At 59.6% G+C, this 18,490-nt stretch carries 17 protein-coding genes and 1 tRNA gene; 10 read left to right on the top strand and 8 right to left on the bottom strand.

What is annotated here, in order from left to right; translation table 11 throughout:
* Positions 1–13: 13 nt before the first annotated feature.
* Entirely contained in the window at positions 14–508 is a 495-nt protein-coding gene (locus tag QY316_08185) for a ferritin family protein (protein WKZ31900.1), read from the bottom strand.
* A gap of 119 nt (positions 509–627) precedes the next feature.
* Positions 628–2,121: an aldehyde dehydrogenase family protein gene (locus QY316_08180; GenBank protein ID WKZ31899.1), complete on the bottom strand. Its 1,494-nt coding sequence runs from the start codon at positions 2,119–2,121 to the stop codon at positions 628–630.
* Positions 2,122–2,392: 271 nt separating this feature from the next.
* Between QY316_08180 and QY316_08175 the strand changes: the two genes are divergently transcribed.
* From QY316_08175 to QY316_08165, 3 genes are all read left to right on the top strand, one after another.
* Positions 2,393–2,737 (top strand): SH3 domain-containing protein, encoded by a 345-nt coding sequence (locus QY316_08175; protein WKZ31898.1) that lies wholly within the window; start codon positions 2,393–2,395, stop codon positions 2,735–2,737.
* 72 nt (positions 2,738–2,809) lie between these two features.
* Positions 2,810–2,883 (top strand) — tRNA-Gly (locus QY316_08170).
* Between the two features lie 196 nt (positions 2,884–3,079).
* Positions 3,080–4,861, top strand: coding sequence for a DEAD/DEAH box helicase (locus tag QY316_08165; protein WKZ31897.1), 1,782 nt, complete (start codon positions 3,080–3,082; stop codon positions 4,859–4,861).
* Positions 4,862–4,981: 120 nt separating this feature from the next.
* Here QY316_08165 and QY316_08160 read toward each other — a convergent pair whose 3' ends face one another.
* The gene (locus QY316_08160; GenBank protein ID WKZ31896.1) at positions 4,982–5,629 is read right to left on the bottom strand and encodes a hypothetical protein; all 648 of its coding nucleotides are present in this window, start codon (positions 5,627–5,629) and stop codon (positions 4,982–4,984) included.
* Between the two features lie 97 nt (positions 5,630–5,726).
* Here QY316_08160 and dut point away from each other — a divergent pair, with 97 nt between their 5' ends.
* Positions 5,727–6,173, top strand: coding sequence for a dUTP diphosphatase (dut, locus tag QY316_08155; GenBank protein ID WKZ31895.1), 447 nt, complete (start codon positions 5,727–5,729; stop codon positions 6,171–6,173).
* Between the two features lie 181 nt (positions 6,174–6,354).
* On the opposite strand, the gene QY316_08150 is transcribed toward dut, so the two are convergent.
* Genes QY316_08150 through QY316_08135 form a run of 4 tightly spaced genes read right to left on the bottom strand, consistent with a single transcriptional unit; the run spans position 6,355 to position 10,574 of the window.
* A complete protein-coding gene (locus tag QY316_08150) occupies positions 6,355–7,521 on the bottom strand; it encodes an ABC transporter permease (protein ID WKZ31894.1) in 1,167 nt (388 codons plus the stop codon).
* Between the two features lie 5 nt (positions 7,522–7,526).
* Positions 7,527–8,687, bottom strand: coding sequence for an FtsX-like permease family protein (locus QY316_08145; protein WKZ31893.1), 1,161 nt, complete (start codon positions 8,685–8,687; stop codon positions 7,527–7,529).
* Entirely contained in the window at positions 8,671–9,369 is a 699-nt protein-coding gene (locus tag QY316_08140; protein ID WKZ31892.1) for an ABC transporter ATP-binding protein, read from the bottom strand. The genes QY316_08145 and QY316_08140 overlap by 17 nt, the downstream gene beginning before the upstream one ends.
* On the bottom strand, positions 9,369–10,574 hold the full coding sequence (locus QY316_08135) for an efflux RND transporter periplasmic adaptor subunit (GenBank protein ID WKZ31891.1): 1,206 nt from the start codon (positions 10,572–10,574) through the stop codon (positions 9,369–9,371). The genes QY316_08140 and QY316_08135 overlap by 1 nt, the downstream gene beginning before the upstream one ends.
* 205 nt (positions 10,575–10,779) lie before the next feature.
* Here QY316_08135 and QY316_08130 point away from each other — a divergent pair, with 205 nt between their 5' ends.
* Entirely contained in the window at positions 10,780–13,041 is a 2,262-nt protein-coding gene (locus tag QY316_08130) for a PAS domain S-box protein (GenBank protein WKZ31890.1), read from the top strand.
* A 52-nt stretch (positions 13,042–13,093) separates the two neighbouring features.
* Here the strand turns inward: QY316_08130 and QY316_08125 are convergent, their stop codons facing one another.
* Entirely contained in the window at positions 13,094–13,711 is a 618-nt protein-coding gene (locus QY316_08125) for a hypothetical protein (GenBank protein WKZ31889.1), read from the bottom strand.
* Between the two features lie 202 nt (positions 13,712–13,913).
* Between QY316_08125 and QY316_08120 the strand changes: the two genes are divergently transcribed.
* From QY316_08120 to QY316_08100, 5 genes are all read left to right on the top strand, one after another.
* Positions 13,914–14,516 carry a lytic transglycosylase domain-containing protein gene (locus QY316_08120; GenBank protein WKZ31888.1) on the top strand — a complete coding sequence of 201 codons (603 nt, stop codon included), beginning with the start codon at positions 13,914–13,916 and terminating at the stop codon, positions 14,514–14,516.
* A 75-nt stretch (positions 14,517–14,591) separates the two neighbouring features.
* The gene (locus QY316_08115) at positions 14,592–15,014 is read left to right on the top strand and encodes a hypothetical protein (protein ID WKZ31887.1); all 423 of its coding nucleotides are present in this window, start codon (positions 14,592–14,594) and stop codon (positions 15,012–15,014) included.
* A gap of 266 nt (positions 15,015–15,280) precedes the next feature.
* On the top strand, positions 15,281–16,336 hold the full coding sequence (locus tag QY316_08110; protein ID WKZ31886.1) for an efflux RND transporter periplasmic adaptor subunit: 1,056 nt from the start codon (positions 15,281–15,283) through the stop codon (positions 16,334–16,336).
* The gene (locus QY316_08105; protein ID WKZ31885.1) at positions 16,333–17,337 is read left to right on the top strand and encodes an ATP-binding cassette domain-containing protein; all 1,005 of its coding nucleotides are present in this window, start codon (positions 16,333–16,335) and stop codon (positions 17,335–17,337) included. The genes QY316_08110 and QY316_08105 overlap by 4 nt, the downstream gene beginning before the upstream one ends.
* Before the next feature lie 3 nt (positions 17,338–17,340).
* Positions 17,341–18,462 carry an ABC transporter permease gene (locus QY316_08100; protein ID WKZ31884.1) on the top strand — a complete coding sequence of 374 codons (1,122 nt, stop codon included), beginning with the start codon at positions 17,341–17,343 and terminating at the stop codon, positions 18,460–18,462.
* The last annotated feature ends 28 nt before the right edge of the window (positions 18,463–18,490 follow it).

Raw genomic sequence — 18,490 nt, 5'->3', positions numbered from 1 at the left:
TGAAAAGAGCCGCTTATTTCCCGAAGAGGCTCGCCTGTATCGCGGTGAGTTTCCTCACATGCTCCTTTTCCTGCTCTATAAGGGAATCTATGACCTTCCTGTCCTTCTCTCTTATCATCCTCTCAAGCTCGTAGTAGAAGAGGAGCGAGTCCTTCTCCATGTCTATCGCCATCTTGAGGGCCTCTTCCTCGTTCTTCACGGCGCCAGCCGCTTCCTTGCCCGCGTCCGGGTTCGTGAAGACCTCGCCGTCGGCCATGGTCTTGAGGTACTGCTGCGCCTCTTCGAGATACGGGTCGAACCCGTTGGACGTCTCATCGGTCAAGAGCTTCTTGAGTTCGAGGAAGAGCTTTATGTGGGTGCCTTCCTCCTCGGAAAGGGCCTTGAAGAGCGCCTTCAATTCCTTGCTGCTTGCGCCCTTCGACGCGTCCGCGTAGAAACGCATCCCGTTTTCCTCTATCCTGACAGCCATGTCGAGAACTTCCTTGCCTGTGAAATGCACCGGGTCCATACCCCCCTCCAGTCTGATTTTTTCGGATTATAGCAAAAAAGGGGAGGTGGTTGAAGAGGTTTAAGACCCGGGTCCTTTCCAGATCAAAAACGGACGTTTGTCCCTTTTGCCCGCCGGTTTCACTCCTTGTCTATCTGGGCTTTCTGGAGGCGGCCGCTGAAGTCCCTGTATACGACCTTCCATTTCGTGAACATGTCGAGCGAGCCGCCCCTTCCGCCCGCCTCCTTCCTGCCGAGCCCGCTCCTTTTCGTCCCGCCGAACGGGAGCTGCACCTCGGCCCCGATTGTCGGCGCGTTTATGTAGACTATCCCGGCTTCGAGGTCGCGCTCTGCTATGGCCGAGCTATTCACGTCCTGGGTGTATATCGAAGACGAAAGGCCGTACCGGACCCCGTTCGCTATCCCTATGGCGTCCTTCAGGTCTTTTGACCTGATGACCGAGGCGACGGGGCCGAATATCTCCTCCTGGGCTATCCTCATCTCCGGGGACACGTCCGCGAACACGGTCGGCTCTATGAAGAAGCCTTTCGAGTAGTTTCCGTCATCAAGCCTGTTGCCTCCGAGGACGAGCCTCGCGCCTTCCTTCTTGCCGATTTCAATATAGCCCAGAACCTTCTTCATCTGGGCCTCGTTTATGACCGGCCCCATGTGGGTGCCGGGGTCGAGCCCGCGCCCTGTCTTGAGCCTCCGGGCCGCGTCGAGGAACATCCCGAGGAAGCGGTCGTAGACCTTCTCATGGACGATGAGCCTGCTCGCCGCAGTGCACCTCTGCCCGGAAGTGCCGAAGGCCCCCCAGAGCGCGCCCTCGACCGCGAGGTCGAGCCTTGCGTCGTCCATGACGATGATGGGGTTTTTTCCGCCCATCTCGCAGGATATCTCCTTTTCCAGGCCGCTGCAGAGCTTGGCAAGCCTCTCGCCCACGGCAGACGACCCCGTGAAGGAGACCCCGTCAACTCCAGGGTGCGTGGCAAGGTACTCCCCGGTATCATCCCCGGTCCCGTGTACGAGGTTGAGTACGCCGGGCGGGAGGCCGGATTCGGCGATTAGCTCCACGAGCCTTGCCGCGGCTATGGGCGTGTAGCTCGACGGCTTGAAGACAGCGGTATTCCCGGCTATCATGCAGGGGAATATCTTCCACGCGGGGATGGCGGTCGGGAAGTTCCAGGGGGTTATTAGCGCGAATACGCCTATGGGTACGCGGAGCGACTTGCAGTCCTTTGCGAACAGCTCTGAAGGGACGGTCTCGCCGGACAGCCTCCTGCCTTCCCCCGCCATGTAGTAGGCCATGTCAATGGCCTCCTGCACGTCTCCCATGCCCTCGGGGAGTATCTTCCCCATCTCCCTCGTTACGAGCCTTGAAAGCTCGTCCTTGTGCTTAAGAAGCAGCTCCGCGGCCCTGAATAGTATCTCCCCGCGCTTGGGCGCGGGAGTAAGGCGCCAGCCCTCGTAGGCCTCCCGTGCCGCCGCCACCGCCCTGTCGACCTCCTCTTTTCCTGAAGCCGGGACAAGGCCGACTATGTCGCCGGTATCCGCAGGGTTTACGCTCTCGATCGTCTTCCCCGACGAGGCGGCGGACCATTTCCCGCCTATGAGGTTCAGGAATTCAGGGGGCATCGCTCCTCCTATCAGGCTAAGGCGTCAAGACCCTTGCTCAGACCCTGAGAGGTCATTTTGCGGCTACGGGTGTGCGTTCAGTGGGAACCGAAATAATATAAAATCCAGTTGAGTATATCAGAGCTGAAAATGACGGGCAAGCGAGCCGGGGGCCCAGGAAATTTCGGGAAACAGTGGACAAACGGGACAAAACATGAAAGAATGTTACAATAGTTATAATTAGGTGAAGTTTCGGCTGAGGCTTCCGGGTCGGCTGCGGCGAGAACACATCATGAAAAAAGTCGTCCTCTCGATAGTTCTGAGCGTAATGATGTCCGCCTGGGCCTTTGCCTGCGTTGAGCACGGCGTTATCCGCGACATGGATTACTTCGCGACAAACTGGGCCCAGGGCAGGATCTCGATACTCATGTGGGACTCGCCGGGCATGGTGAAGATAGTAGGCACTCTCAGGCCCGGCGCGCTGGTACAGGTGCTCGAAAAGAGCGATGGGTTCGTGAAGGTCAGGTCTTCTGACGAGCAGGGCGGGCATGTGGGCTGGGTGAGCAGCTCGATTGTGGAGACGACCTTCGTCCAGGAGCCCGGCGACGGCGAGGAATGCAAGCCTAAATGGTGGTGAATATAAGAGCCGCGCTCCCGGAATTGGACTTGACTCGACGGCGGGCATGATGTATTTTTATAGCGAAATCACGCGGGCGTAGTTCAATGGTAGAATGAAAGCTTCCCAAGCTTTAGACGTGGGTTCGATTCCCATCGCCCGCTCCAGATTCGAAATAGAGCCGGCCCGGAGGTTCCGTGGCCGGCTTTTTTTATTGTATCTTCAGGCCGCCTTTCCACTCGAAATCGTACCCTGAAACTAATCCTTGACTCCATTGTGCTAAAAATGGTGTAATATTATATTGTTTTATGCAATCAGACCGGCAGATGCCATAGCCGAACAAAGGAGATTTGAAAAGAACGGATGAAATTTGAAAGTTTAGCTCTGCACCCGGACATCCTTAGAGGGATTAGCGATGCCGGATTCGAGCACTGTACACCCATTCAGGAGCAATCCCTTCCAACGTGCCTTGACGGGCAGGACGTCATAGCTCAGTCCCAGACCGGCACAGGAAAGACCGCGGTCTTCCTCCTTACGATATTCAGCAGGGTCATGGCAGCCGGACCCAATACGACCGGGCAGCCAAGGGCGCTCGTCATGGCCCCGACCCGCGAGCTTGCGTCCCAGATAATCGAAGATGCAGAAAAGCTCGGAAAGCACCTGCCGTTCAGGTCGGTCGCAGTCTACGGCGGCGTGGAGTACGGCAAGCAGGTGAACGCGTTGAAGGAAGGGGTCGAGCTGGTGGTCGCCACCCCGGGCCGCATGATAGACCTCTACAAGTCCAAGACACTCTCGCTCGACTCCATCGAGATATTCGTCATAGACGAGGCGGACCGCATGTTCGACATGGGCTTCGCCCCGGACATCATGTACATCGCAAGCAAGCTCCCGAAAGGCAAGCCCCGCCAGACGATGCTCTTTTCCGCGACCATCGACTCGAACGTCAGGAGGCTCGCGTCGCGCTACATGAAACCCGACCCGGTCATGGTCGAGATAGAGCCCGAGCAGGTTACCGTAAGCGCGATAGACCAGAGGATAATCTACGTCTCGAACGAGGAGAAGCTTCCGTCACTCTTTGCGCTCCTCAAGCGCCCCGACGTCGAGCGCGCCATCATATTCACGAACATGAAATCCACAGCCGAGAAGGTCGGCATAAACCTCGTGGCGAACGGCATCCCGGCCAAGGTCCTCACCGGCGACGTGACCCAGGCCAGGCGCGAGAAGATAATTGAGGGCATCAAGGCCGGGAAGATCAACGTGCTTGTCGCCACGGACGTCGCGGCGCGCGGGCTGCACATAGAGGGAGTGACCCACGTCATAAACTACGACCTCCCGGACGACGCGGCGAATTACGTCCACCGCATCGGCAGGACCGCGAGGGCCGGTAAAAGCGGCAAGGCGTACAGCCTCGCATGCGAAGACCATGTACTTAACCTCCCGGAGATAGAGAAGTACATCGAGCGCAAACTCGAGACCGAATGGATAGAAGAAGGGGAAATGGTCAGGGACCTCGTCATAAAGGAGAGGCCGAGAAGGGAGAGGCCGCACGAGAGGGCAGGGGGCGGCGGAAAAAGGCCGGGCCCAGGCGGGCGCGAGAGGTCTTTCCAGAAAGACGGAAAGCGGCCGGAGAGGCGCCATGAGAAAAAGGGCCCTCCGCGCGATGATAAGGCGGCGGCAGGACCTGCCTTGGCGCAGGCCTTGCCGTTGGAACCGGAAAAGGCCGCTCGGCCTGATAGTCAGCCAGGGCAGCCCGGCAGCCGTCAGCCCGGGGACCGTCCGAAAAGGAACCGCCCGAGAAACCGCCGGAAAGGGAACAGCCCGGCTGGGGCGAATCCGAAAGAGATTACTTCAGGAGAGCCGCGCGCCCTGAACGCGAAACCCGAGCCAGGCAGCCGGCAGTCCCAGGAGAGGGGCCAGAGGCCGCCCAGGAAAAGGGGCCAGGGCTTCAAGGCCGGAGACCGGGAAACGAAGAGGCCGGCAGGCGGCAGGCAGTACAATACAAGGCAGGTAGAGCAGGCCGCAATGGCGATAGCGAGGCAGGAGAAGGAGTCCAAGGCATTTGAGCCCTCGAAGGTGCAGCCGGCTCAAAAAGAGGAAAAGACGGGGCTTCTCAAGCGTTTCCTTAAGTTCCTGAAAAAATCCTGAGGCAAGGCAGCCTCTAAAAGAGGATGCCTTAATCTAATTTGAAAACAAAAAAACCAAGGGGAGCTTCGAAAGAAGCTCCCCTTGTCTTTTAAAGCCCTGGATTTGAATCGTCGGATTGGGTCAGTTCGGGTAAAGGCCTTCGAAGTAATGCGGGAGCTGCTCCTCGAATGAGACCAGCACCTCGAAGGCGATATGCCTGGCGCTCGCGAACTCCATCCCCAGAAGTGGCTCTTTTTTGAGCCCGGCCTCATCGTCCACCCAGCCGATGGGGTTCTCCTTAAGGAGCTTGTTGAAGTCCTCGTTAAGGACCGGCCTCGCGCCCTTTGCCTCGGTATTTGAAACGGCGTTTACTATGTCTTTCCTTGTGAGGCGCACCCCTTTGATGTCGTCCACGATGACCGGCTTGCTCCACCATTCGCCGAACTTGGCCTTGTTCATGGCAATCCCGGGGTTCCTGCCGAGCCTCGGAACATACCTGTTCTTTTCCTTGCTCGACGGCGCAAAGAGCGCAAGCCCGCTCATCGGCAGCGCGAGCTTCTCGTCGTAGTCCGGGCAGTTGTCGTAAAAGTAGAGGTCGAGCCCGATCTTCTCGATGAGCGAGCCCGAGCCGTCAGGGTCATCGAGTATGGCCTTCAGCGCCACCGCAAGCCTCTGGGCCTCGCCCTCGAACCCCATGTCATACGCCTGTCCGGATTTCAGCATGAACTGCAGAAGTGATTTAAGGTAAGCCTCTAGCTCTTGCCGCGTCTTTGTCTTCTTGTTTTCCATAGTCCGGATATTTTATTATAAGCGCGGGCCGATTACAAATACTTTTGCGCCCGGCTGCGCAGATATGATATCAATTCAGCCCTTGAGAGGAGAAAAAATGGAAAAAGCCCCGCTCACGGTCAGGATAAGGCTCCTTTCCGCGTCCGCCAAGGCGCCCTGCAAGTCGCACGACGGCGACGCGGGCTGGGACCTCTTCGCGTCCGAGGAGGCGACCATACCCCCGGGCGGCACAATGATTATAAAAACCGGCATCGCAATGCAGATACCGCACGGCTGGTACGGTCAGATAAAATCCAGGAGCGGCCTCGGCGCAAAAGGCCTCATCGTGACGGCAGGAGTCGTCGACAGCTCCTACAGGGGCGAGATAGGCGTAGTCGCGATAAACGGCAACTCCGCCCCGGACGGCCCTGCCTTCGCCTTCAGGCCCGGCGACAAGGTCGCGCAAATGGTCTTCCTCCCGGTCCCCCAGGTAGCAATCGAACTCGCCGAAGACCTCTCAACCTCCACACGAGGCGAAAACGGATTCGGAAGCACCGGACGCTGACAGGTGCCGAAGACCCCTTAAGAGGGCCCTTTGTAAAAGGTCATCTCAAACTCTCTCCAAAAATTTTCAGTTTTTCCTGAGCGTACCCCCAAATAGGGGGTACGCTCAGGAACTAAAAGTCTTTGAAGGGGGTTTGGGGGAAACTTTCTACAGAAAGTTTCCCCCAAGAGGCTCCGGCAGCCTATCCGGTCCGGAGTGCGTCCGTTATCTTCATCCTTGAGGCTTTGAGGGCCGGCAGGAGTCCTCCTGCGAGGCCCATGATGAGCGCGACGGTTATGGAGAGCACGGCTGTTTTCAGGGTGAGGGTGAACGAGAAGGCCAGCTCCGAGAAGGTCTGGAAGTTGAGCGTGGAGAACGAGATGAAGCGGAGGAACGATGCGGCAAGGAGGCCGATTGCGCCTCCGGCCAGGCCGGTAAGGAGCGACTCGACGAGGAAGGCCGCGAGTATGCTGGTCCTGCCGAAGCCGAGGGCGCGGAGCGTCCCGATCTCGCCGACCCTCCCTGCCACAGCCGAGTACATTGTTATCATGGCCCCGATTACGGCCCCTATTGAAAATATGGCCGTGAGCGTGGTGCCGAGTACCCTCAGGAAGAGGGAGAGGGCCCTGGACTGCTCGGAGTAGAACTCCGTCTCGCGCTTGGCGTCGAGGCTTAGCCTGGGGTCGTCTTCAATCGCGGCCTTTATGGAATCGAGCCTTTCCGGGTCTTCCATCCTGAATACCACTGACGAGTAGATGGGACGTCTGAAGGCCTGCATGAGGGAGTCGGTGTCGCCCCATATCTCGGAGGAGAACCCGGTAGCGCCGGCGTCGAATATGCCGACGACAGTCCATTCCCTCATCGCAAAGGAGAGCTTTTCCCCCATGCCCGCCCCCTCGAACCTGCCTGAGACCGCCTTTCCGGATATTATCTCGTAAGTGCCGGGCCTCGGCATCCTGCCTTCGACGAGCCTTGCCTGCGGCCTGAGTTCGAGAGAAGCGGGCGTTATCCCCCGTATGACCACGTTGGAGGGGCTTTCGGTGCCGCGCTTTTGGAGCGATATGAGGACGACTATCTCTTTTGCCGCGAGCCTGATCCCGCCGGGGCCCGGCGCCACGCCGGGAAGCGACTCTATTATGGCGGCCTGGTCCCGGGTTATTGTGCTCTGGACCTCCGATGGCGCTCCCTTCCTTACGACGATCATGTTGTCCCTTGAGCCGGTCTCTACCAGGGTGGCCTCGAGCCCCTCGGCCAGCATCGTTATCGCGGCGAAGACGAAGACGACGAGGGCCATGCCGCCGGCGGTGAGGGCTGTCGTGAGCTTTCTTGCAAGGAGCGACTTGAGGCTGTATGAGAGCGGTACTGGCATTGTTGTTATACCGCCCTTCTCAAGGCGGCGGTTATGGGGACGGTCGAGGCCCTGTATGAAGGGATGACGGAAGCGGATGCGGCGACTATCAGGGCGGCTGCCGCGTCCAGCCAGAAGGTAGCTGGCTTTATGATGAACACCGGAAAGTATTGCCCGAGTTCGGCCCTGAAAAAAGAAGCGGCGGGGAAGGTGAGGGCGGCCCCGAGGGCCGCGCCGAGGGCCGCGATGGCCAGCGACTCCCCGAATACGAGTAGAGTGATATGCCGGGCCCCGAAGCCCAGCGCCTTCATGACCGCGAACTCGCCCATGCGCTCCCTGACCGACATCGCCATCGTGTTAGCCACGACCGCCATGATTATGAATATGACCACGACCGAGACGAGCCGGATCGCTGTCATTATCGCCTCCGTCATGCTTACGAAGCTCATCTGGAAAGAGCGCTCCGTTTCAGTGAGCGTCTCCGCAAGGGAGTTCTCGAAGAGAGAGTCTATGCGGCCCGAGACGACGGCTGCGAGTTCTGGCCTTTCGATCTCCGCGAGGTAGAAGCCTACCCTTCCGGCCCTCATCGGCTCGCGCGCCTCAAGGGTCTCGTTCAGGTATTCCCAGTGGAAGAAAAAAAGGCTCTCGTCAACGGTGTCGTCCCGTCCCCTGTATATGCCCCGGAGAGTAAAGTCCCAATCGCCTGAAAAGACAGTGCCTTTAAGCGTTATGGCGTCTCCGATCTCCCAGCCGAACCTCTGGGCGAGTTTTTTTCCGGCTATCGCGCCTTTCCTGTCTTTCAGGTATGCGTCTTTTTCCCCGGGGGAGAGGACGAGCTCGGTCACTATGTTGAGGTGGCTTTCCGCCTGCATCGCGAAGTTGGCGAAGAATTTCCGCTCGTCCCCGTATACGCCGCCGAACCAGTTGCCGTAAGAGAGCTTCTCGACCCCGTCGACCTGCCGTATCTTCTCGTAATATGAGAGCGGGAGCGAAAATGTGAGGGATATGGCGTTTCTGGTTATGAGCCGGTTGGCCGCCGAGGCCTCGACCCCCGCGTACCAGGCGTCCACTACCGTACGGAGTAGCCCGAATGAGAGTATAGCGACCGCCATGCCGAGGACCGTGAGCATGGTGCGGAGCCTGTGGCGGAAGGCGTTCCTCAATAGTAGCTTAAAAAACAGCGGCATTAAGGTAACCCTTTTCGAGGCGCCTAACGGTGCGCGCCTTCCCGGCGGCCTTGGGGTCGTGCGTGACCAGGATGACGGTCTTCCCGAATTCCACGTTCAGCCTCTCCATTAAGCGCAGCACCTCTTCCGCGGATTCCATGTCAAGGTCGCCGGTCGGCTCGTCCGCGACGAGAATGGTAGGGTCCGTGACCATCGCCCTCGATATGGCGACCCGCTGCTGTTCCCCGCCCGAGAGCTCGCCGGGGTAATGGTCCAGGCGCTCGGAGAGGCCTACGAGCCCGAGGAGCATTCCGGCCCTCTCGCGCCTTTCTTTCCGGGGCATGTCCTTAAGAAGGAGCGGAAGCTCCACGTTTTCGAGGGCGGTAAGGACCGGCATGAGGTTGTAGAACTGGAATATGAAGCCTACGTGGTCCGAGCGCCAGGAGGCGAGCTCGGACTCGGCAAGAGAGGTGGTCTCTATGCCGCCGATTTCGATTGTGCCGCTGTCCGGCCTGTCTATTCCGGCTATGAGGTTAAGGAGCGTGCTCTTCCCCGAGCCCGAAGGGCCCATTAGCGCCATGAACCCGGCATTTTCGATGTCGAGGTCTATGTCCCGGAGGACCGGGATAACGCGGCTGCCCCGCGCGTAAGACTTGTTAAGGCCCCTTATCCTCACAAGCGGGCTTTCCTTTGCCCCTGCCATTATTCCTCTATGACCTCTATCTTCGAGCCGTCTTCGAGGCCTTCGGGAGGGGCGAGGACTATCCTCGTCCCGGGCTCCACTCCCGATACCTCGATCGCCTCTCCTATCCGTTTCCCTGTCCGCACCTCTTTTTTCCCTGCCCTTTCGCCGTCGATTATAAAGACGAAATCCCGGCCCTCCTCGGAGACTATCGACTGGCCGGGAACCGTCGGCAGCGGTTTGTTCTCTTCCCGGGAAGGTGCCCTTGAGAGGAAGGCCACCTTGGCGCTCATCTCGGGAAGCACCCTCTCGGTGCCGTCAAGGAACCGGACCTTTACCATTACGGAGGCCTTGGTCCTGTCGGCTGTTGGCACTATCATGTGGACGCTCCCCCTCCTCTTTTCGCCGGGCGACGAATCCAGCTCGATCTCGCACGGCATTCCGGCGTATACCTTCCCGATATTCGCCTCGGATATGTCGGCCTCGACGTAGAGCGTATCCATGTCCGCGACCGTAACCACGGCCGCCTTGGCGTCAGCCGCGGCTCCGACCGGGGTGACGATATCGCCAATGTCCGCGTTCTTTGTGAGGACGACCCCGCTGAAGGGGGCCCTTATTTCCGTGAAGCCGAGCGAGGCGCTTGCGCCCCGCTCAGCGGCCTCGGCAGCCCGCACCCCCGCCCTGGCCGCCTCGAAAGCGGCCTCCGCTTTCTTGAGCCTCGCACCCGCGGCATCGAAGACGCTTCGGGCTATGAACTCCATATCCATAAGCTCTTTTTTCCTCCGGTAGTCGCTCCTTGCGTCATCGAGCTCGGCCCTTGCGGCCTCCATGTTGTCCCTGGAGGCCCTGAGAGAGGCCCTTGCCTCGTCGAGCGCGGCCTCGAGGTCGGCGCTTTCAAGGCGCGCGACGATCTGTCCCTTCTCGACGGGGCTCCCTTCCTCGACCCCGAGCCATACGAGCCTTCCCGTTATCTTGGAGGAGAGCGCGGCCTTCCGTTCGGCCTCGACATAGCCGCTCGCGTTAAGGACGGTAAGGCCTTCTGAAGGGTACGTGACGGACACCTCCGCCGCCCTTACCTGTGTAACGCTCAGGGTGCGAAAGGCCAGGTAGCCGGAGAGGAAGAGTAGTAAAAGGGCGGCCCCCCAGTATGCAGGCCTCCATTTTCTTCTCCTGTACCCCTTTCCTGGACTCTTCTCGATCCTGAGTTTTGATATGTCTTCTGGCATTTTTACCTATTTGCGATTATAGCCGAAGTCCCGGGGCGCTGCGCCCGCCCAGGGCCTTTATCGGATGACAGGGTGGTTACGTTTGTGATATAATTTCAGCGCTGGATGGGGGTTGCTTCCTGTCCCGGGATGGTGCCAACAGGGTGCGCCAGCGCTTTAAAAACTGTGGTGCCCATCCCTTCCAAAAGCCATCAGGAGAAGCCGTATGCCACAGGAATTCCTCAGGTTTTACGAGCGGTTCATCTCCCCCTCCCCGGACCATATCTCGATAGTCGGCAGGAATTACGAATACCTTGTAGTAAGCTACGCATATTTGAAGGCCCACGGAAAGAGCAGGGAGGAGATCGTAGGGCATAAGGTCCCAGAGCTCCTCGGTGATGCCGTATTTAATAATTTCATAAAAGACTACCTGGACCGCTGCTTTGCAGGAGAGGTCATAAATTACAGGGCATGGTTCACCTTCCGGGCCGCCGGCCGCAGGTTCATGAACGTCACGTACTACCCCTATCTCGACTACGACGGGACCGTAGCCGGGGCCGTGGTCATGGCCAGGGACATAACGGATTACAGGATGGCGGAGGAGCGTCTCCGGGTCTCGGAGGAGAAGTACAGGCACCTCTTCGAGAACCTAAATGACGCCGCCTTCCTCGCCGATATGGAGACCGGATTCCTTGTCGACGCAAACAAGGAGGCCGAGGTCCTTACCGGGAGGACGAGGGAAGAGCTTATCGGGATGCACCAGTCGAAGCTCCACCCTCCCGGAAAGGCCGAGGAATACAGGGGCAAGTTCGCCGCCCATTCGGTAAAGGGCAGGGCCGCCGACTACGACGGGGAGGTAATAAGGAAGGACGGCACGATAGTAAACGTCCGTATAAGCGCGGCCCCGCTCTCGTTCGGAGAGGGCGGGCGCATACTCGGCATCTTCAGGGACATAAGCGACAGGGTTGAATACGAAAAGGCCCTCATCGACAGCAAGAGCCGCACCGAGAGCCTCATAAGGTCCATGCACGACGGCTTCAGCATGTTCGACGGCGAACGGAGGTTCGTGGACGGGAACCCGGCCTTTTTCAATATGGTCGGATTTAAGAAAGACGAGCTTGCCGGTAGAAAAGCCCCGATGCCTTACTGGCCCGAGGAGGAGCTGCCCAGGATTGAGGCGGCCTTTTCGGACCTTGAAGCCGGGAAAGAGGGCGACCATGAGTTCGTCTTCAGGAGAAAGGACGGAAGCCTCTTCCCGGTCATCATAAGCCCTTACGTCATAACCGACCAGAAGGGCAACATCCTCAATTACTGCGCCACGGTCAAGGACATCACCCTGAGGAAGGGGCTTGAGGCCGAGTTTATCAAGTCGCAGAAGCTCGAATCCCTCGGCAGGCTCGCCGGCGGCATAGCCCACGACTTCAATAACCTCCTCACCGGGATAATCGGGAACGTCTCGCTCGCGCTCTTTTACGGGCCTGACGAGAAGGTGTCCGGGCGGCTAAGGGAAGCGGAGAAGGCCTGCAACGAGGCCAAGCGGCTGGTGCGCCAGTTCCTGACGTTCTCAAAGGGAGGGGCGCCGGTAAAGAGCATGCTCTTCCTTGAAAACGTAATAGCCGACTGGTGTTCGTTCGTTACCACTGGCTCCAAATCGAAATGCGAGTTCTCGATAGCCCCCGGCCTCCTGCCGATAGAGGCGGACGAGGGAATGCTCTCCCAGGCCATCCAGAACATAATCGTCAACGCCGACGAGGCCATGCCTTCCGGGGGAGTGATAAAGGTGAGCGCGTTCAACGCCTCGTCCGCCAAGGACCGTCCTCTCGGCCCGCCGCACGTGTGCATCCGCGTGGAAGACAATGGCGCGGGAATACCGGATGCGGACGTGGAAAAGGTCTTCGACCCTTACTACACGACGAAGGAAGGCGGGAGCGGGCTAGGCCTTGCCGCCGCGTATTCGGTAGTAAGGGACCACGGGGGCTTCATAGAGGTTGAGTCAGCGCCGGGAAAGGGCTCGGCCTTCTCCGTCTACCTCCCGGCGTCACCCGACGCGGGCGCGTATATGGAGATGGATCCGTTCCCGGCGCCTTCGCATAAGGGCAGGGTCCTGGTCATGGACGACGACGAGACCATCAGGGAAGCCCTGGGCGAGATGCTTAAGGGCATGGAGTGCGAGGTGGAATCGGCAAGGGACGGGGCCGAGGCGGTCGCGCTTTTCAAGGAGGCCAGGTCGGGGGGCAGGGGCTTCGACCTCGTGATAATGGACCTTACCATCCCTGCAGGCATGGGCGGGAAGGAGGCTGTCCGCCGCGTCCTCGAGATAGACCCGGCGGCCAGGGTTATAGTATCAAGCGGCTACTCCGACGACCCTGTCATGTCCGACTACGGCAAGTTCGGCTTCTCAGGCGTCATCTCCAAGCCGTACAAGGCAAGGGAGATGATGGCGCTGGTGGGAAAGTTCCTGACGGCTGGGCCTGGTGGGGAGGAATGACCGTCCCTGACTGAAACGGGGGGGGGCGGATGATCCCGATTCAAATCTGGCCTCAAAAGGCGAAGTCCGGGTCCCTTGTATCTTCAGGTATCTCCAGCCGGAACTGCAGGCCGCGCGTATACCTGTGCTCCCTCCCCTCCGCATGGCCGCGCATTATCGCGGCGAAGCTCTCCCTTGCGGCCTCTATGCTCATGCCCTCGGTTATGATTTCGTGCGCGAGGTTGAGGGCCGCATAGTTCATGGCCTCGCTCCGGCACCGGGCAGAGAGGGTCCCTCTCGTGCGCTCGGCGACGACGCTTCCGTCGAATACGGCGAGGTCGTTATGCCTCCCCGGCGGTACCTCATAGGCCACGACCTGCTCGAGCACGTCCTCGTGGGGCGCCGGGAAATTATGGGGCGCCCCCGTTCTCCTTACCGTAATCTCAAGCCATTCGCCCCTGTTCCTCCAGTAAATAATCTCGACTGTCAAGCCGTCAGGGGCGCCGTACTTCCCTATCATCTCCATTGCGGCTCCCCTGGAAGCGTCGGGCCAGCGGGAGACGGTGTCCATCGCCGTCTTTACGCTGAAGGAATACCCGGGCTCCGCTGCTCCGGCGTGACTTAAGCCCGCAACGGCTCCCAAAATCGCGAGAAGGGCCGCGAAAACTGCTGCCCTGGTCTGTTTGCGCATCCGATATTCCTCCTCCGGTCACATAAAAGGATAGCAGGAAGGCCTCGAGGCGCAAGTCAATCCCGTCCGTACTTCTGCAGAAACTGGAAACCCCGGCTATACTTTATGGGGCCGGATGAAAGCCCGTCTTTAGAGGCATGTTGCCCGGCGGCGATGCGCTGCGATGGAGTTTTTCAACTCTGCCGGAAAAGGAGGATGACCGATGGAGCCAAGGGGAGATTGTTTGGCCTTGAAGAGGCGCTCAGGCGGCTATTCCTCTTTCTTCTTCTGCCTGGCCGTTTTTCTGCCGTTCTGGCTCGCGACGAGCGCGGCCTTTGAGCGGCACACCGGAAGCGGGCCGTTCGACGATGCGCCTTCAGAAGGGCTTTACGGCCACGAAGGGCGGCTCGATGCGGACAGCGCGTACTGGCAGGGGCTGATCTCGGCGATGAACCCGCGGCTCACCGATCGGGAAGCCGGCGAGATCGTGAGGGCGCTCCTTCGCTACAGCAGCCGGTACGGGCTTGAGCCCGGCCTCGTCGCCGCGATAATAAAAGTCGAATCCAGCGGCAACCCGTTTGCGGTGAGCAGCAAGGGGGCGCAGGGCCTCATGCAGGTTATGCCGTTCTGGAAAAAGGAGCTGGGAGTGCATGGCACGCTCTTCGACATAGACAATAACATAAACGCGGGGTGCCGGATACTTGCCGAGAACATACGGCGCTGGGGCTTCGACGAAGGCATAGCCAGGTATTACAGGGGCAACCTTCCGGTGAGCGGCGAGAACTACATCGTAAAGGTAAAGGCCGCGCTGGGCCGCTATAGCTGAGCATTTTTTTCATTTGCAACCTGAGCGCCCGGTGTTATAACATGAACTGATAAAAAAAGGGCAGAGGAGTGGCTGATGAAATTGGCGATCCAGGTCGGCGAGCCGCGTGGTTTCGACTCGGGCGACGGGACAAACAGGTTTACAGCGACGGTCGTTGACGGCTTGAGCGGCTCAAGGGAGGTCGAGGCCATGCCCAGGGCCGCTGACATGATAGCCGGCGCAAAGACCGTTGAGGTGCTTACAGAGCACTGGTTCGTGGCCGCATGCACTCCCATAAAATACGGCGATTCCGTCTTCAAAAGCCTCCTTTTCGTCCCGAGGTACAAGACCAAAAGCCCGCCCCTTGAGATGCTCGCGGGCGGCGAGCGGATGGTCTTTAACGCCGTCTGGAGGCAGGACGGCCAGGACTGGGACCATGCCTCGGTCAAGGCCGCGCAGGAGGGCGGCATCGAGATAGGCGGGATGATAGTGGCAAACGCCGAGAAGGCAAATGGCTAGAAGCAGAGGGGTCCAGGCCTCCTTCGGAGGCAAATCCGATTAGTCCGTCCGTATTCAAATGCAGGTGATTTCACCGCCGGTTTTTTTCGCGCATGCCGGCGGTTTCCTTTTTAAGTCCCCTTAAACCTGCAAGACAGCTCTCCTTCTAACCTGCCGGGCCCCCGGAGGATTAGTTTCCTCTGCTCCGCCTTGTAACAATCAATGCTGGTGCATGGTAATATCAGGCTTATTCTGTTAAGCTTACAGAAAAATCGTGGAGCTTCGTAATGGCTCTAAAGAGACTCAAGTCCCTGGCGATATTCGTATTTCTGCTGGCAGTTGCGTTTGCCGCGTATTTCTTTTATTTGAGCCCGAAGTCCCCTCCGGGTTTCGTAGAGACGGCAGGGGTGGCGGAAGCGACCGAAGTAGACCTCGCGCCTAAAATACCCGGGCGTATCGACTGGCTCTGCTGCAGGGAGGGAGAGCGGATAGAAAAGGGCGCTGTCGCCGCGAGGCTCGATGAAAGGGAGCTTCTGGCCAGGGTCGAGCAAGGGAGGGCCGCAGCCGCCGCGGAGAGGGAGGCGATAGAAGAGGCCAGGTCTGCTCTCGATAACGCCAGGGTAGAGAGGGAAGCGGCGGCGCACGAGGCCGAGGCGCTCCGGGCCGAGGCCGAGGCCGCAAGCGCGCGCCTTCAGGAGGCCGGCGAGAACTTCGAAAGGGCCGAGGGGCTTTTTAGCCGGGGCTTCGTCTCCAGAAGGGAACTGGACGGGGCAAGGGCCGCATACGATTCGAGCCGGGCGCTCCTTGAGAGCGCAAGGTCTAGGCAGAGGAGCTCGGAGGCGGACCTTCGGAACGCGGCGGTCCGCATCAGGGCCGCCGAGGCCAGGATCGCCGCTTCCAGGGCAAGGCTCGGCCAGGCAGAGGCAGAGGTGCGCGCGCTCGAGGCGCGCCTCGAGGACGCGGTTTTGACCTCCCCGATAAGCGGGATAATCTCGTACAAGGCTTTCGAGGCAGGGGAATACGCGAACCCCGGCGATGTGATATATGCGATTTACGACCCTGACGACATCTGGGCGCGCGTGGACATACCCGAGACCGGCATACAGGAGATAGTGGTCGGCGGCAGGGCCGAGGTGACGCCCATAGGCGGCGAAAGGACCTTTACCGGCGAGGTGGCCGAAATAGGCCAGCTCGGCGGCTTCGCGACCCAGAGGGACGTGACCAGGGGCCGCCTGGACATTAAGACCTTCAGGGTAAGGATAGCGCTGGGCGATACCGGCGGCGTTATCAAGCCCGGCATGACCGTAGTGGCAAGGATATATTTCGGCAGGGCCGAGAGATGAGAGCCGCTGTAGAGACAAAAGACCTTTCAAAGAGCTACGGGGATGTCAAGGCCCTCGACGGCGTTGGCCTTACTATACCAGAGGGCGACTTCTTCGGCCTTCTGGGCCCGAACGGCGCGGGGAAGACTACTCTAATAAGGATACTCACCACCCTCATAAGGCCGACCTCCGGCTCGGCAAGGGTCATGGGCAGGGACGTGGTCCGCGAGCCATCGGCTGTCCGGGCGGAAATAGGAGTCGTGCCGCAGGCAATGACGAGCGACCTCGACCTTACAGGCTACGAGACAATGGACATATACGCCCGGTTCTACGGGATACCCAGGGCCGAGCGGAGGGAAAGGGCGGATGAGCTCCTTTCGATGGTCGGCTTGAAGGAGAGGGCGGGCGACCTCGTCGCGACGTATTCGGGCGGCATGAGGCGGAGGCTCGAGATCGCGAGGGGGCTTGTGCACAGGCCCTCGCTACTGATACTCGACGAGCCGACCATAGGCCTCGACCCGCAGTCAAGGCACGTGGTCTGGGAGCTCCTCGACAACTTCAGGAAGGCGGACAGGCTGACGATTCTCCTTACGACGCACTACATGGAAGAGGCCGAGACGCTCTGCGACCACGTGGCCATAATCGACTACGGGAAGATAGTCGCGCTCGATACAGTGCCGGGGCTCAAGTGGGCAATTCCGCAGAAGGACAGGGTCGAGCTTGTCGTAAGCGGCATTGACATGGAAAAGGCCGCAGAGCGCGTGAAGGCGGTCCCCGGCGCGGCCTCCGCTGACTATAGCGGAGAGAGCATCATCCTTTCCTCCGACAAGGGCGCGGAGATAATCCCCGAGGCCGTGGAAGCGCTCAGGGCCCTGGGGGGCAGGGTTTCAAGGGTCACTCTCAAGGAGCAGACGCTTGAGGACGTCTTTATCCACTATACCGGAAGGCCCATACGCGAGGAGGAGGCGAGGAAGGTGAGCTTCCTCCTCGGCGCGGGCATCCCGACGAAGTGGGGGAGATAGGGGTTGAACCGCTTTATCGCCATATTCGAAAGGGACTTGAGGAAGTTCATAAGAAACCCGCTCGTGGTGGCCATGAGCCTCCTTATGCCGATAATCTACCTCCTTGTGCTCGGCCATTCCTTCCAGGGCGAGCTCAAGCGCCTGCCCCTTGCGGTCGTCGACCAGGACAACGGGCCCAGGGCCGAGAGCGTCATGGACCTCCTTCGCGCGATAGAGGCCGGGCCGGCTACCATCGAGGTGAGAATGGTCGCTGACCAGGGCGAGGCCATGCGGGGGCTTAGGGAAGGGGACTATAAAGGCGTGATGGTCATACCGCCGGACTTTACGAGAAGGTCCATAAGGGGGGCCTGGCCCGAGCTCGGCCTTTACCTCGACAATACCGAGGCCATATCCGCCAACGCCATACGCATGGCAGTCTCCTCGGCCCTCCCTTCGCTTGGAGAAGAGTTCATCCCCATACGGGAGGAGAGGTCGCGCCCAGTGCTCCGGGACATGGAGCTCTACAGGAAGGTCGACTACGACCAGTCGCTACTCCCGGGCGTCGTAATAATGGCCATATTCCTGGGCGCGATGACGACGGGCGCGTTCAACATGGTCATGGACAAGTTCCTCGGCATCGAGGAGAGCTATTTCCTCACGCCCCTTACCAAGGGCGACATAGTCATGGGGCTTATCGCGAGCGGGCTTCTTATAACGACCGTCCTCGCCGTGCTGGTACTGTTTATCGGGTCCCTTATCTCGGGCATCCATCTCTGGAGCATGCTCACGCCGGGCTCGCTCTTCCTCCTCATGCTCGTTATCGTCCTCTCGACGCTCGGCCTGCAGGGGCTCATGTTCATGATAATGGGCCGGATAAACCACCCGAGGATCGTCGGCGTGCTCGGCGGCTTCCTTAACGTCATACTCTTCTTTCCGAGCGGCGCCATATATCCCGTGGAGAGCTTTCCAGGGTGGCTCCGGGCCTTCGCGATGGCGAACCCAGAGACATACTCCGTCCACGCGATCCGGGCCCTCCTTTTCAAGGGCGCGGGGCTCGCGGCCGTGCAGTACGACATAATCTTCCTTGCGGTATTCGCCGTCATATCCATCTCGTCCGGCCTCCTGATATTCAAGCGGGCGCTCTGAGCCCGCTTCGTTGAAAAAAACCGGCCCC

It is taken from the genome of Thermodesulfobacteriota bacterium, from assembly GCA_030583865.1.
Classification (GTDB): Bacteria; Desulfobacterota; GWC2-55-46; order GWC2-55-46; family GWC2-55-46; genus UBA5799.
Note: the sequence above shows the minus strand (reverse complement) of the source record. Positions and strands in the feature narration are given on the sequence as shown.

What these genes read in the sequence shown, in the direction of transcription:
- QY316_08185 (WKZ31900.1), bottom strand. Translation starts at nt 508, where the DNA reads ATGGACCCGGTGCATTTCACAGGCAAGGAAGTTCTCGACATGGCTGTC.
- QY316_08180 (WKZ31899.1), bottom strand. Translation starts at nt 2,121, where the DNA reads ATGCCCCCTGAATTCCTGAACCTCATAGGCGGGAAATGGTCCGCCGCC.
- QY316_08175 (WKZ31898.1), top strand. Translation starts at nt 2,393, where the DNA reads ATGAAAAAAGTCGTCCTCTCGATAGTTCTGAGCGTAATGATGTCCGCC.
- QY316_08165 (WKZ31897.1), top strand. Translation starts at nt 3,080, where the DNA reads ATGAAATTTGAAAGTTTAGCTCTGCACCCGGACATCCTTAGAGGGATT.
- QY316_08160 (WKZ31896.1), bottom strand. Translation starts at nt 5,629, where the DNA reads ATGGAAAACAAGAAGACAAAGACGCGGCAAGAGCTAGAGGCTTACCTT.
- dut (WKZ31895.1), top strand. Translation starts at nt 5,727, where the DNA reads ATGGAAAAAGCCCCGCTCACGGTCAGGATAAGGCTCCTTTCCGCGTCC.
- QY316_08150 (WKZ31894.1), bottom strand. Translation starts at nt 7,521, where the DNA reads ATGCCAGTACCGCTCTCATACAGCCTCAAGTCGCTCCTTGCAAGAAAG.
- QY316_08145 (WKZ31893.1), bottom strand. Translation starts at nt 8,687, where the DNA reads ATGCCGCTGTTTTTTAAGCTACTATTGAGGAACGCCTTCCGCCACAGG.
- QY316_08140 (WKZ31892.1), bottom strand. Translation starts at nt 9,369, where the DNA reads ATGGCAGGGGCAAAGGAAAGCCCGCTTGTGAGGATAAGGGGCCTTAAC.
- QY316_08135 (WKZ31891.1), bottom strand. Translation starts at nt 10,574, where the DNA reads ATGCCAGAAGACATATCAAAACTCAGGATCGAGAAGAGTCCAGGAAAG.
- QY316_08130 (WKZ31890.1), top strand. Translation starts at nt 10,780, where the DNA reads ATGCCACAGGAATTCCTCAGGTTTTACGAGCGGTTCATCTCCCCCTCC.
- QY316_08125 (WKZ31889.1), bottom strand. Translation starts at nt 13,711, where the DNA reads ATGCGCAAACAGACCAGGGCAGCAGTTTTCGCGGCCCTTCTCGCGATT.
- QY316_08120 (WKZ31888.1), top strand. Translation starts at nt 13,914, where the DNA reads ATGGAGCCAAGGGGAGATTGTTTGGCCTTGAAGAGGCGCTCAGGCGGC.
- QY316_08115 (WKZ31887.1), top strand. Translation starts at nt 14,592, where the DNA reads ATGAAATTGGCGATCCAGGTCGGCGAGCCGCGTGGTTTCGACTCGGGC.
- QY316_08110 (WKZ31886.1), top strand. Translation starts at nt 15,281, where the DNA reads ATGGCTCTAAAGAGACTCAAGTCCCTGGCGATATTCGTATTTCTGCTG.
- QY316_08105 (WKZ31885.1), top strand. Translation starts at nt 16,333, where the DNA reads ATGAGAGCCGCTGTAGAGACAAAAGACCTTTCAAAGAGCTACGGGGAT.